Here is a 13,474-nt window from a genome sequence, read left to right as displayed (position 1 = left end):
GTGTGTTGCTTGATGGCGCGCATGGTAGCAAAAGACCATCGCCAAAAGAAAGCCGAACGAACGCTCTACGTCGGATCTTTGCGAATTAGCGCTTGAGAATCAATCTCATAGATTCTAAGCTGCTGGCGCGTCAAGGACGACGCCCCCTCCTCCCTGCAACAATTTTGCGTCAAGATTTTGCCTGGCTCCTGTGTAAGATATCCGCCACAACACTCATACTCAGGCAACCAGACTATGACCGTGGCCTTGACCTCCATCAGGATCAGCACCGATTTCGACAGTGGCAATATCCAGGTGCTCGACGCCAGCGATGCGTTCCAGCTGCTGCTCGCCATCAAACCCGATACCCGTAGCCCACATTTCCAATGGTTCCACTTCAAGGCCGAAGGCATGCATGTGGGCCACACCCACACCTTCCGTTTGAGCAACGCGAGCCAGTCGTCCTACAAACACGCCTGGAGCGGCTACAACGCCGTCGCCTCCTATGACCATATCAACTGGTTCCGCGTCCCCACGCGTTTTGACGGCGAGTTCCTGCACATCAGCCTTGAAACCCGCGAAAAGCATGCGTGGATTGCCTATTTCGAGCCCTACAGCCGCGAACGCCACGACTGGCTGATCGGCCAGGCCCTGAGCCGCGCCGGCACCCAACTGCTGGCCACCGGAAAAAGCGTCGAGGGCCGCGATATCCAGTTGCTACGCCGTGGCAAAGGCGGCGAAGGCCGACGCAAAATCTGGATCATCGCCCAGCAGCATCCCGGCGAACACATGGCCGAATGGTTTATGGAAGGCATTATCGAACGCCTGCAACAGGACGGTGACAGCGAACTGAAAAAACTGCTGAAAGTCGCCGACCTGTACCTGGTGCCCAACATGAACCCGGACGGGGCGTTCCATGGCCACCTGCGCACCAACGCCATGGGCCAGGACCTCAACCGTGCGTGGCAGAGCGCCAGCCAGGAGATCAGCCCGGAAGTGCTGTTCATCCAGCAACAGATGGAAAAGTACGGCGTCGACCTGTTCCTCGACATCCATGGCGACGAAGAAATCCCCTATGTCTTCACCGCCGGCTGCGAAGGCAACCCAGGCTACACGCCGCGTATCGAGGCGTTGGAAAAACACTTCCGCCGCCACCTCAGCGCCCTGACCCGCGACTTCCAGACCACCCACGGCTACACCCGCGACCTGCCGGGCGAGGCCAACATGACCCTGGCCTGCAATGCCGTCGGTGAAAAATACGACTGCCTGTCGCTGACCCTGGAAATGCCCTTCAAGGACAACGACGACGCGCCCAACCCCCACACCGGCTGGTCGGGCAAACGCTCGATGCAATTGGGCAAGGACGTGTTGAGCACCGTCGCCGATATCGTCGGCGTGTTGCGCTGATTTTGGATGGGTTGAGCGAGCAAACTCGCTCAACCCGGATCAGTCCTTTGTACCCGTCATGCTTTGCAACACGCCATCACGGCGAATCAACCCATGGAACAACGCCGCCGCGAGGTGCAACAGCACCGTCAGGAACAACAGGTAGGCAAGAAACCCATGGGCCTTGCGCAGCACCGCAAACAACGGCGCATTCGCCGCCATCAGCGCGGGCAGTTGCACCGAACTGCTGAGCATCACCGGGTCGCCCGCGGCCGAAATCATCGCCCAGCCCAACAGCGGCAACACCAGCATCAACCCGTACAACACCAGATGGGACGCCTTGGCTGCCAGCACTTGCCACAGCGGCAGATCGGCTGGCAACGACGGCTGACGCGTGGAAAAACGCACCACCAATCGCACAATCACCAGCGCCAGGATCGCAATCCCCAGCGGCTTGTGCAGATGGATCAACCATTCATGCCGCTCCGACACCGAAGCCGCCAACCCGGCCCCGATAAACAACATGGCGATGATCATCAGCGCCATCAGCCAGTGCAGCAGACGTGCCAAGGGTGCAAAAAAGCGCGGTTGGGCATTCATGGCTTTGACTCCTGAGGGGCGCTGTGCAGCGCGCTGACTTCACCGGCACGGCGCAGGTATGAACTGGCATACGCCGCTGAACGTGCGGCCAGCAGCGGGTCATTGGAGGCTTCGATGCCACTGGGCAGAATCAGCGGATCAAAGTTGATGTCGCGGCAATCGCCCTCCGCCTGCGGCTGGCTGCTTTGCAACACCAGCGTCCCGGCGTTCAGCACCTTGTGCTCGCCAGGCCAGGTCTTGCTCGCGTCGTCCAGCGGGTCGCCGGGGTTGGCCAGGGTCATGTTCAATTGCCAACGCAACGGCCCTTCAGTCAGGCGTTGCACCAGGTCCTTTTCGAGAAAATCGGCACCGGCCGGCGCAGTGTCACCTGCTGCATCCTGACGCTGCGGCACCACCTCCCAGCGCACCGCCTGGCGCTTGCCATCGGCGCCCACCAGGTAGAACGCGTTGATCCCGTTATAGGTTTCGGTGGCGTAACTGGCCGACGGCTTGGCGGTCTTGACCCACGCCAGGAACGCCGCCGTCTCCGGGTGCGCGGCAAAAAACGCGGGCATGCCCGCAGGGTTCGGCTTGCCGGTGGCCGGGTCCGGCGCACCCGCCTTGAGCATTGCGTAGAACGCTTCAGGCGTACCCACCGGGAACACCGGCATGCTGTTCATCCCGGTGCGCCATTGCTGGCCGTTGGCCTGGCTGAACTGCACGGCAAAACTGCGGATCGGCACGCTGCTGTCCGGCGCATAGGGGTTGCCGCTGGGCAAGGCAAAACGGCCGATCACCGGGGTCCTGGCCGCGCTGAACACCTCGGCGCTGGAATATGCACGGGCTTCAGCGCTGCTCTCGAAATACCCGGTGACACACACGCCCTTGGCATGATTACGCCGGAAGCCGGGATGCACGCCGTTATTGGTTTCCAAGGCATTGACCAAGGTTTTCGGGCGCAAGCGCTGTGGGTCAAGCGTGCCGTTGACGTAGGCAAATGCCCCGGCCACCAGCGCAACCACGGCACCGATACCTGCCAGGCGTGCGATCAGGCTCGCGGTGCTCAGCGGAGGACGGGGCGGTGAAGAGTGATCTACCATGAAGGAGCTCCAGGGCCAGAGGCCTTAGGGGTGGAACATAAGGTCGGAGCATTAAGACGAACGCCGACCCGCTCTATTCCCCCGCCGATGATTTATTTCCCCGGAGCTGGAATAACCGCCAACGTCAGACGTCTCTCTAGTCCCAGCGTAGTGACCAGCCCGACTCCCATGCATGAACTCGACGAAGCGTTACGTGAACTCATCCCCAGGCTGCGGCGCTTTGCCGTGTCCCTGACCCGTAACGCCAGCAGCGCCGACGACCTGGTGCAGTCGACCCTGGAACGGGCCATCACCCGCTGGGCCGACAAGCGCAGCGAAGGCGATTTGCGTGCCTGGCTGTTTTCGATCCTCTACCGCCAGTTCCTCGACGCCCACCGCCGCAGCCGTCGCTACGCGCGCATGCTCGAGTTCTTCATCGGTCGCGACGACGCGCAGCCGTCGGTGGAACGCACGGTCATCGCCCAATCGACCCTGCAAGCCTTCGACCAACTCAACACCGAACAGCGCGCCCTGCTGCTGTGGGTGTCGGTCGAAGGCTTGAGCTACAAGGAAGTCGCCGACATCCTCGAGGTGCCCATCGGCACCGTGATGTCGCGCCTGTCCCGCGCGCGTCAAGCCTTGCGCCAACTCAGTGATGGCGAAATTGCCAGCCCTTCCCTGCGGATACTCAAATGATCAGCCTGCCCCCCAGCGAACGCGATTTGCATGCCTACGTCGATCACCAACTGCTGGACAGCGATCGCCGTGTGCTCGACACCTATCTGGCCGCCCACCCCGACGTTGCCGCCCAGGTCCATGCCTGGCAGCAGGATGCGCAGTTGCTGCGCGCCGCGCTCGGCGGCGCCCTGCAACAGCCGGCCAACCCGCAGTTGGACCCGGCGCAGATTCGCCAGCGCCGCAAGCACCAATCGCGCCGCCACTTGGCCTCGGCGGCGGTGCTGTTGATCGCCGTCAGCCTCGGCGGCATTGGCGGCTGGCAGGCCCGCGAAGCCACGCAACCGCCCCTGGCGCCGATGGCCGACGCCATGCAGGCCTACCGCCTGTTTGCCCAGGACGGTGTGCTGCCCGCCGACTATCACGTCCAAGACGGCGGCAGCATGCAAGCCTGGCTGGATCGTTACTTTAGCCAGGCCAGCCGCCTGCCGGACTTGAGTTCATCGGGCTACACGCCCGTCAGCGGGCGCCTGCTCACCACCGACCAGGGCGCGGCGGCGATGGTGCTGTACGAAGACCCGCAAGGTCGGCGCATCAGTTTCTACATTCGCCCACCGGGCCCGGACAACGGCTTCCTGCCCCGTGGCAGCCGCAGCGCCGATGGCCTGCAGGCCGAGTACTGGTCAGGCGGCGGCTACAACTATGCAATGGTCAGCCCGGTGGATCAGCCCACGCCCGCGCTGCAAAAGCTCTAGAAGCCGACATCCAGCACCACGTTATCCAGGTAGGTGCCCCCGGGCGGCGTGGCCTGGTCGGTGTAGATCCTGGCGTTGTAGTTGAACACCTGGCTGCCGGTGCCCAGGCCGTTGCCGGGGTTGATGTCCGCCGTGGCACTGGCCCGCCGCGCGGCGCCGACGCTGCCCCAGCGGGTGGTGCCAGCGCTGACAAAGATGTCGTAGGCCAAATAGTTGCTGCCGGAAATCATCCGGCGGCGCCCGCCGACGCTGACCGGCTGCTGCCCATCGCTGAGGCCGACGGTGTAGGCGCTGCCCTTGGTGCAATTGACGCTGGCCTGGCCATTGACGGTGGCAAACCCACTGACCACCGGGGCACTGCCGAAGGCGATCGCCGGCGTGGTGATCAGGCAGTCGTTGGTCACCAGCATGCTGACGGTCAGTGCCTGCGTGCCGGTGCCACTGTCGCGCCCCAGACACACGCCGAGCAGGTTGATGCTTGAGCAGTAATTCCAGGTCCAGACGATGCTCAGGGTTTCGCTGTACAGGCCCGCGGCCACGTTGCTTCCAACGACACTGCGCAGATACAGCGGCAAGGTCTTGGTGCCTGGGCCGAACACCAACCCGTAGTTCTGGGCGATACCGCTGCTGCCGCCAAAGTCGAACGTGGTGCCGCGTGTAATGGGATACGTCGTGGAGTTGTTGCCATAGATCGTATAGGGGATCACATCACCGGTCGGCCCCAGCAGGCCGCCCTGGGTCGACCCCGTGATCTTTGCGGTGAATTGGTCGCCACTGCCGAGTATCGACAGCAACAGCGGGGTGCAACTCAGGCCAGCGTTGGTGGTGGAACTGGGCTGCGCCGTGGCGAGCACCGACATCGAACTCACCGGGCCAAAGCTGGCCGGCGAGGTAGCGACCGCGCTGCACGCCGCGTGCACCTGCGTCGACACGCCCACGCACGCCACCAACAACAGACTCCACAGCCATTCCTTGCCCCGCACACGCACGCTCCTTAATTCATTGACACACCAGCGGCCCGATCAGGGGCACCTGCGCCTGGGTAATGTCCAGGTCGAAGGTGGCCTGGCAGCTTTGCCCGCCACTGAGGGTGACTTGCAGCGTGTTATGCGCCGCAAGGTTCTCCAGGTAGACCAAACCGTCCCAGCCGACCACCGCCAACCCCGCGCTTTGCTCATGCCGCACCTGGCTGCCGAGGGGCAAGTCCTGATGCTGGGCATCCACCAGCGTGATACTGGCCGCCACCACCCGGCGCACCGGAAACTCCAACAGGTAACCACTGCCCCGACGCACCGCCACCCGTTGTTCAACGTTGGCCACTTGCACGTTGGTGGGGAAGTTCAACGGGTCGATTTCATACTTGGCGCGGTAGTAGGCGCTGCTCCACGGCACCAGCAAGTGCCCATTGCGATCGGTCTCGCCGACCACCTGGTTCTCGTAGCGCACCGGCACCCCGGCAAACCCGCCGGTGCTCACCACCACAAAGGCATCGTTGACCTGGTTGGCGACAAAAAACTCCTTGTCCATCCACACCAGCGACCCGGCCGCGTCGGCCCAGCGGGTCTGTGCGTCGCGCGTGCCATACACGCCGGCCTGCAACTGCACCGACTGCAAGCGCCAGGTCAGGTCCGCCTGGCGATAGGTCGGGACGTCGCCGCTCGCATAACCCAGGTTGAAACCCAGCCCACCACCGGCCGGCACGGCGCGGCTGTAATTCACACGCTGTTGCACCTGCCCGCTGTTGCTGCGCTCACTGCCCAGGCTGAGGCTGCCGTAGGCGTCGAACGGGATGATCAATTGCCCTTGCACGGCCCAGTTGCTGTCACCGATCTCGCGGTTGGCCGACAGGTAAAAGCTCGTGTTGCGCCACAGCGATTTGCTCCACGTCAGGTTCAGCAGGCGAGTGCGCGAATCGTCCGTCGCCTGCACATCGAAATAGCCCACGCCGAGGCTGCCAAAGTCATTCAGGTTCAGGCTCAGCGTCACCTGCTCGCTGCGCTTGCTGAGGCTGGCGTACGGGGTGTCGATCAGGGTCAGGTCGGCGTATTGATCACGGCGCTCGACCCGCTGGTAGGACAGGCTGTAATGCTGGCTGCTGTATTGATAACCCAGGCTCAGTTGCTGGCCCGACCCGCCGTCGAACTGGCTTTGGCTGACGGCGGTGTTGAGCACGCCGAAGTTGCCCAGGCGCAGGTTGCCACCCACGCCGCCAAGGGTCAGGTCATTGGACGCTTCGGCATGGCTTTCCACGGTCAATGCATCCGACAGCCCGTAGCGGAAGGTACCGCTGGCCACGCCGGGGCCGTAGCCGAAGTCGCGCACGGTGTAGTCGCGGCGCAGATTACCGGCCGACAGGGAAAAATCCGCCAGGCCTTTTTGCAGCAACGAACTGGTGACATAGAACGGCACCGTGGTGGACACCTGCCGCCCGAGGGCGTCGGTGGTGACCACCACCGCTTCGCCGGCACCGTTGATAAACGGCACGTTGGTCAAGGTGTAAGGCCCCGGCTGCAGGTCGGCGCTGCTGGATTTGTAGCCGTTGATAAACAGGTCGACCGACGACGGCACCGCCGCTTCCCCGGCGAACTGCGGCAACGGGTAGGTCACCAGGTCCGGGCGCACGCCGAAGTCGCGGGACAGTTGCACCCCGCCCAGGCGCACCGAGCTGCTCCAGGGCAAGGCCCCGCTGATCACGTCGCCCGCCTCGTAGGTCAACAGGCGCTCATCGTCGGAGAAACGCCAGGTGGTGTCGTAGCGCCGATAGCCGTTGTTGAACGTGCTGTCCTGGGGCTCGCGGCCGACGGTGGTGCGGTATTGGCCAGTATTGGACAGCGTGCCCCAGGTATCGAACAGGCGCACTTCGTTGAAGATGCCCAGGTAAGTGCTGCTGTCGTCGGTATCGTTGAGGTAGGCGTCGTAGTTGAGCAACGCGCCAAAGCTGGTCAGCGCCTGGGTGCGCGGGTAGTTGTTGCGGTTGCCGATAAACTGCTCCGGCAACCAGCTCGCCGGCACGGTCAGCACCAGGCGCTGGGCCTGGCTGTCGTAGTCGCTGTGCAAGCCGGCCAACTTGTCCAGATCGACCTCGAGCGGCACTTCGCCCGGCAGTTTCACACCGATTTCCTGCAACACGCTCGCCGGCAGAAACAGCCCACCCGCACGCTGGCTGACGGCAACCACACGGCCGGTATCCTGCCCGTTGACCACCAGTTCCAGGAACAACTGTGCATCGGCGACAGCCTCCATACTGCTGGGCGGCGGCGGCAACGGCGCAGCCAGGCCCAGCGGTGCGAACACCAGGACCGACACGCTGCCCACTACCCACACCGATCGCCATAGACAACGAGCCCAAACCTGGCTCACCAAGGCTTTGTGTCCATCAATGGACATCTCCATCCGTTAAAACCCGGGGCTATTCCCTGCCCTGTCGCGCCTGTTCTACCGACCCGGCGCCAGGCTCTCCACTTGGGTGGCGCCGTTGACCCGCAGTTGTAACGGTTGGTCTGCCGGCAAGCCGTCCGGCACCTGCCAGCGCATGGTTGCCCCGGGCAACACATAGCCCATCAGACCCTCCACCAGCGGGCGCGCCTGGCCGCCCTGCTTGAAGCTGGCATCCGTCAGGCGCGCATGCACGGCCCCCTGATTGTGCATTTCCACATAGTTGCGGCCGCCGGTCGTGACCTTCTTCCAGCTCAGATCCGGTTTGCCGGCCGTCTTGGGGTCACGGTCGCGGGTGCCGTCAACCTTGCTCCAAAGGCCCGGGCCATAAGCGAACAACGGCACCGAATAGCGCATCTGGAAACGCACGGCCGCCGCGGTCTTGCCGTCCGCCGCAGTGACGACGGGCTCGGCAGAGGGGATCTCATCGATGATGATGCGATACGCCAACTCCTGGCCGGGCGGCACTTCCTTGGTGCGGGTCAAGCGCACCAACTGCTTTTGCCCCGGCGCGATCTTCGCCACCGGCGGGCTGCCGATCACATCGCGCTGGTTCTGGTATTGCTCGTCGAACCCGCTCTGCGTCCAGGCAAATACGCGGATCTGCAGGTTGGCCGTCTCCGTACCGCGATTTTCCAACCACAACGCACTGGCCTGCTGATCGGCCTCCAGCACCGGGTCAATCGGCCAGATCAGCACCGAACTGGCCGCCTGCACCTGCCCCGCCACCCCCAACACACCAAACAAACCCGCTACCCACCACTGCCGGGAAGCTGCATACATAGATCCCACTCCTTATGCCATTCGCCTTACCACGTCAGCTGCACCTGCAGCGTGTCGCTGTACGTCCCCCCAGGCGTATTGCCCGGTAGCTGCACCCGGCCGTAAATCGGCAAGGTGATGTTGTTCGCGTTGGCGTAGGCCACGCTGACGCTCTGGCTGATACCCAGGCTCTGGCTCAGCGCCGCATCGCGAAACAGCTGGTACGCCACCTTCGCCGTGCCGCTGTTGAGCTGCATCCGCCGCCCGCCGCTGTTATACAAACCGCCATCGACCGTCATGCTCAACGCCACCCCTGGCGTGCATTGCAAGACGACCGAGTTGGCCAGCGCCACCGACGCGGTGCTGGTCGCCAGCGCCGAATAGCTGCCGAACGCCAGGCTGCCGTAATTGCTGCCACCGCTGGCCACCAGGCAGCCCGGGGTGATCGTCGCACTGACCTGGAACGACTGGCTGGTCACGGCCAACAGCGACACCGGCATGCCCCAGCCGATGCACAGCGCCACCCATCCCACCCATTTCATGGCCGTTAAAACGTCAGGGTCACATTGATCGTGTCGGTATAGGTGCCGGCTGGCAGCCCCGCCTTGCCGGTGGCTTTACCGTAGATATTCACGGCCTGGGCCACACCGGTGCTGGCGGCGAGGGGGATGACCCCGCCAATGGCCACCAGGTTCGAATGGCCACTGTCGGTATAGAGGTCGTAGGGCACGTAGTTGGCCACGCCGTCGAACAACGCGCGGGTGCCGCCGGGGGACTTGCCGTCATTGGCGCCACCGGCCACGGTCAAGGTCGGCGAGGTGCCCGCCGAACACAGAATCGACAACGCACCGCCGCCGCCGCCCAGCACCTGGCCCGAGGACTCGGTAAACAAGCTGTTGGACGCGCCGAAGGTCAATGCGCCGAAGCTCATCCCTCCGGTGGCCGCCGCGCCGTTGACCTGGCAGCTGCTGGTCAGCACCAGTGTTGCGCCAATTGTCCCGGCCACCGTGGCCGCCTGTGACCCCGACACCCACGCCAGCGCCAGTAATGGAAAAACTACCTTGGATACACGTGCATGCATGATATCTATCCTCATGGTTTACCAATCCAGAGTCACCGTCAGGGTGTCTGTATAGATGCCGGCCGGTAGGGCCCTGGTATTCGCCACCACCGAGCCGAATACCGGAATCGGTACTTGTGTGCCCCGGGTCACGACGAAATTGCGTTGCTGGCCGATGCTGTAGGTACTGCGCCCCAGTGCATCGGCCGATAAACGATAGGGAATGGTCTGACGACCGTTGCTCAGGCGCCGGGTGGTGCCATCACCGTTGACGCCGCCGTCGATGGTCACCGTGAAGCTGCTGACCAGCGAGGGGTTGCAGGACACCGCCAGCGGCGCCTTCTCGCCATCGGTGACGCCGCTGGTCAGGCGGTTGTCCCAGGTCGGCCCGTGGCTGCCGAAATCCAGCACCGCCGAGCCACCGTCCGGCGTAACGGGGGTGGTATCAGCGCCTTTGCTCACCTCGCAACTGGCGGTAATCACCAGGCGCGCGTGGATCTGCCCGCTGACCGCCGCCTGCACGTCATCCGCCAGCAGCAACAAGCCGCCCATCGCCACAAGGGCCAAGCCGCGACTCACCATGTGACCGTGACCTTGAGCAGGTCGGAATAACGACCGACGGCGGGAATATCCTTGAGCGGTTCAATGCGACCGTACAGGGGCAAATCGACGCTGCCAGAATCTGGGACGCGACCGCTGAGCGGCACATTCACCGGCAACGGGATACGGCGCGCGGCGTCGGCAAAAATGCGGTAGGGAATGGGTTTGCTCGAAGGGACAGCGGCGCTCAGGTAACGCACTTCGCCGGTGCCGCCATGCAGGCCGCCGTCAACGCGCATCTGGTAGGGCGTGTCGGGGTTGCACTCCAGGCGCGGCTGGCGTTGGCTGATCAAGGCCGCACTCAAGGGCCCGGCCGGGTCATCCAGACGCGGGCCGCTGCCAAAATCCAAAACGCCAAGTTGCTCGATGCCCGACTCGCGGGTGATACCCACCAACTGGCAACCCCGCTGCACGTCGATGCGCACTTCGACCTGAAGCTGCGCACCATAAGCCGTGTTGCAGAGCATCGCGCTCATGACTGCCAATACTGCTCGTCCCTTCACTGCCCCAAATCCTTGTACAGGGGTGACTGCTGTGTATGAGCCTAGTCAGTCAGGGGGAAACTGCCAGCTCACAGGGCAACGCAGGCGTGTCATGCTTTTTCGAGATAGCGCGAGGGGCCCTTCTGTATTGGTCAAAACCCGATGGCCGCCCTAAAGTAGGCGACCACCGGTAGACAGAGTGATTCCCATTGGCCGCGCTTTCACTGATCCGTCGCTTGCTCGGTAAAAAAACCGCGCCCCACGACGCTTCGCCGATCACCAGGTTTTTTGCGCAAAAAGCCGCGCAACAGGGCTACACCCTCAGCGCCGGGCAAACCCGCGCCATCAGCGCCCTGGCCCGCGAATCGCGGCACCTGCTGGCACGCCAGCCGACCCGCAGCCTGTACCTGCACGGGCCGGTGGGGCGCGGCAAAAGCTGGTTGCTGGACGGGTTTTTCCAGGCGTTGCCGATGGCCGAGAAGCAGCGCGTGCACTTCCACGACTTCTTTGCCCGTTTGCACCGGGGCATGTTCAAGCACCGTGCACAGGACGATGCCCTGGCGGTGACCCTGGATGAGCTGCTGGCCGGTTGCCAGGTGCTGTGTTTCGACGAGTTCCACGTGCACGACATCGGCGACGCGATGCTGATCAGCCGGCTGTTCAAGGCGCTGTTTCAACGGGGCGTGTGGGTGCTGGTCACGTCCAACTACCCGCCCGCCGGCCTGCTGCCCAACCCGCTGTACCACCAACGCTTCAAGCCGGTGATCGACCTGATCGCCGCGCGCATGGACGTGCTGGAAGTCAGCGCGCCCAAGGACTTTCGCAGCCTGCCCCAAGCCCACAGCACGCAGCGTTTTACCACCGGCCACTACCTGTGGCCGGGCACTGCGAGCCAACGTGAAGCGTTCGACCTGCCTGCCGCGGATTGCCCGGCGCTGCCCCTGGTCGTCGGCAACCGCCAGTTGCAATGCCGCAGGCATCAGGGGCGCACCATCGCCTTCACCTTCAACGACCTGTGCGAACAGCTCACGGCGGTGATGGACTACCTGCTGCTGTGCCACGACTTCGACCACTGGATCATCGACGGCCTGCCCGCGCTGGCGGAGTGCCCGATTGCCGTGCAACAGCGCTTTATCAACCTGGTGGACGTGCTTTACGACAGGGACAAGCACCTGATCCTGATCGGCGAGCAGCCCCTTGAACAGGCCTTGCACGGCCAGGCCATCGACCTTGCGCGCACGGCAAGCCGGCTCGGGCAATTGCAACAGAGCCGCGCGCAACCGCTATGATAAGCGCCATTTACGCCCCCTTTGCCCAGAGATCGCGCCGTCCATGCATACCCTCGCCCAACTCAAGGCCGGCCAATTGGCCGGCATCACGCGCCTGGACCTGTCCTGCGGGCTGACCGAATTCCCCGAGGAAATCTTCGCGCTGGCCGACTCCCTGGAAATCCTCAACCTCAGCGGTAACGCCCTGAGCCGCCTGCCCGACGACCTGCACCGCCTGCCGCACCTGCGCGTGCTGTTCTGCTCGGACAACGCCTTCACCGAGCTGCCGGAATGCCTGGGCCAGTGCGCGAAACTGAGCATGGTCGGCTTCAAGGCCAACCGGATCACCCACGTGCCCGCCGCTGCGCTGCCGCCGCTGTTGCGCTGGCTGATCCTCACCGACAACCAGATCAGTCAGTTGCCCGTTGAACTGGGCGCGCGGCCATTGCTGCAAAAACTGATGCTGGCCGGCAATCACCTGACGCAATTGCCGGAAAGCCTGGCCAACTGCCATAACCTCGAACTGCTGCGCATCGCCGCCAACCGCTTCACCCGCCTGCCCGAATGGCTGCTGGCGCTGCCAAGCCTGACCTGGCTGGCGTATGCGGGGAACCCGGTGGAAATGGCGGTGCAGCTGTCTGCCGATGACAGCACGCCAGACATTCCCTGGCCCGAGCTGGAACTGGCTGAAGTCCTTGGAGAAGGTGCCTCGGGGGTGATCCACAAGGCACTGTGGAAACCCTCCGGGCACTCCGTCGCGGTAAAACTCTACAAAGGCACCATCACCAGCGACGGCTCGCCGCTGCATGAGATGCAAGCGTGCATCGCCGCCGGGCTGCACCCCAACCTGATCAAGGTGGAAGGCCGCGTCGTCGGTCACCCCGATGATCAAGCGGCGCTGGTGATGGACCTGATCGCCCCCAGCTACCGCAACCTCGCCGCCCTGCCGAGCCTGGCGTCGTGCACCCGCGACATCTACGCGCCGGGCACGGTGTTCAGCCTGGACGTGGCCCTGCGCATGGCGCGAGGCATTGCGTCGGTGGCCGCGCACCTGCACCGCCACGGCATCACCCATGGCGACCTGTACGGCCACAACATCCTGTGGAATGAGGCCGGCGATTGCCTGCTCGGGGATTTTGGCGCGGCGTCGTTCCATGCCATCGCAGACACCTTGGAAACCCGGGCGTTGCAGCGGATTGAAGTGCGTGCGTTTGGGGTGTTGCTGGGGGAGTTGCTGGAGCGGGTTGAGGCGGGGGTGAGTGAGGAGCTGGTGGTGCTGCGTGAGCGTTGCTGCCAGCCGGATGTGCTCGCGCGTCCGGGCTTCGAAGAAATCGAAGCACTGCTCAAATCGGCCTGACAAAACCCATTACAACTGTGGGAGCTGGCTTGCCTGCGATAGCGGTCTATCAGTTGC

The 13,474-nt window shown here is 63.8% G+C and carries 14 protein-coding genes; 5 read left to right on the top strand and 9 right to left on the bottom strand.

Annotated features, from left to right (window positions below):
* The first annotated feature begins 234 nt into the window (after positions 1-234).
* A complete protein-coding gene (locus B348_RS0119235) occupies positions 235-1,386 on the top strand; it encodes a M14-type cytosolic carboxypeptidase (RefSeq protein ID WP_017737707.1) in 1,152 nt (383 codons plus the stop codon).
* Between the two features lie 39 nt (positions 1,387-1,425).
* Here B348_RS0119235 and B348_RS0119230 read toward each other — a convergent pair whose 3' ends face one another.
* Together B348_RS0119230 and B348_RS0119225 are read right to left on the bottom strand one after the other, a co-directional pair.
* Positions 1,426-1,965 (bottom strand): cytochrome b, encoded by a 540-nt coding sequence (locus tag B348_RS0119230; RefSeq protein ID WP_017737706.1) that lies wholly within the window; start codon positions 1,963-1,965, stop codon positions 1,426-1,428.
* Positions 1,962-3,044, bottom strand: a complete 1,083-nt coding sequence (locus B348_RS0119225) for a catalase family peroxidase (RefSeq protein WP_017737705.1) — start codon at positions 3,042-3,044, stop codon at positions 1,962-1,964. Before B348_RS0119225 ends, B348_RS0119230 begins: the two co-directional genes overlap by 4 nt.
* A gap of 168 nt (positions 3,045-3,212) precedes the next feature.
* Between B348_RS0119225 and B348_RS0119220 the strand changes: the two genes are divergently transcribed.
* Positions 3,213-3,719 (top strand): sigma-70 family RNA polymerase sigma factor, encoded by a 507-nt coding sequence (locus B348_RS0119220; protein WP_017737704.1) that lies wholly within the window; start codon positions 3,213-3,215, stop codon positions 3,717-3,719.
* Positions 3,716-4,453, top strand: a complete 738-nt coding sequence (locus B348_RS0119215) for an anti-sigma factor (protein ID WP_017737703.1) — start codon at positions 3,716-3,718, stop codon at positions 4,451-4,453. The genes B348_RS0119220 and B348_RS0119215 overlap by 4 nt, the downstream gene beginning before the upstream one ends.
* On the opposite strand, the gene B348_RS0119210 is transcribed toward B348_RS0119215, so the two are convergent.
* From B348_RS0119210 to B348_RS0119180, 7 genes are read right to left on the bottom strand one after another with little or no spacing between them, the layout of a single operon-like run.
* On the bottom strand, positions 4,450-5,436 hold the full coding sequence (locus B348_RS0119210) for a spore coat U domain-containing protein (RefSeq protein WP_017737702.1): 987 nt from the start codon (positions 5,434-5,436) through the stop codon (positions 4,450-4,452). The genes B348_RS0119215 and B348_RS0119210 overlap by 4 nt on opposite strands.
* A gap of 16 nt (positions 5,437-5,452) precedes the next feature.
* Positions 5,453-7,846 (bottom strand): fimbria/pilus outer membrane usher protein, encoded by a 2,394-nt coding sequence (locus B348_RS0119205; protein WP_026136906.1) that lies wholly within the window; start codon positions 7,844-7,846, stop codon positions 5,453-5,455.
* 42 nt (positions 7,847-7,888) lie between these two features.
* Positions 7,889-8,671: a molecular chaperone gene (locus tag B348_RS0119200; RefSeq protein ID WP_017737700.1), complete on the bottom strand. Its 783-nt coding sequence runs from the start codon at positions 8,669-8,671 to the stop codon at positions 7,889-7,891.
* 26 nt (positions 8,672-8,697) lie between these two features.
* Positions 8,698-9,150, bottom strand: a complete 453-nt coding sequence (locus B348_RS0119195; protein ID WP_085986530.1) for a spore coat U domain-containing protein — start codon at positions 9,148-9,150, stop codon at positions 8,698-8,700.
* Between the two features lie 47 nt (positions 9,151-9,197).
* Complete coding sequence (locus B348_RS0119190) at positions 9,198-9,731, bottom strand: spore coat protein U domain-containing protein (RefSeq protein ID WP_017737698.1); 534 nt, start codon at positions 9,729-9,731, stop codon at positions 9,198-9,200.
* A gap of 18 nt (positions 9,732-9,749) precedes the next feature.
* Positions 9,750-10,292 (bottom strand): spore coat protein U domain-containing protein, encoded by a 543-nt coding sequence (locus B348_RS0119185; protein ID WP_017737697.1) that lies wholly within the window; start codon positions 10,290-10,292, stop codon positions 9,750-9,752.
* Positions 10,286-10,777: a spore coat U domain-containing protein gene (locus B348_RS0119180; RefSeq protein ID WP_017737696.1), complete on the bottom strand. Its 492-nt coding sequence runs from the start codon at positions 10,775-10,777 to the stop codon at positions 10,286-10,288. Before B348_RS0119180 ends, B348_RS0119185 begins: the two co-directional genes overlap by 7 nt.
* Before the next feature lie 224 nt (positions 10,778-11,001).
* On the opposite strand from B348_RS0119180, the gene zapE reads away from it, so the two are divergent.
* Together zapE and B348_RS0119170 are read left to right on the top strand one after the other, a co-directional pair.
* Positions 11,002-12,081 (top strand): cell division protein ZapE, encoded by a 1,080-nt coding sequence (gene zapE, locus B348_RS0119175; RefSeq protein ID WP_017737695.1) that lies wholly within the window; start codon positions 11,002-11,004, stop codon positions 12,079-12,081.
* 43 nt (positions 12,082-12,124) lie between these two features.
* Positions 12,125-13,417, top strand: a complete 1,293-nt coding sequence (locus B348_RS0119170; protein ID WP_017737694.1) for a protein kinase — start codon at positions 12,125-12,127, stop codon at positions 13,415-13,417.
* Positions 13,418-13,474: the final 57 nt, after the last annotated feature.

The sequence above is a fragment of the Pseudomonas sp. CBZ-4 genome, assembly GCF_000346755.1.
Lineage (GTDB): Bacteria > Pseudomonadota > Gammaproteobacteria > Pseudomonadales > Pseudomonadaceae > Aquipseudomonas.
The sequence above is the reverse complement of the archived record's forward strand: the minus strand, read 5'-3'. Positions and strand labels throughout refer to the sequence as shown.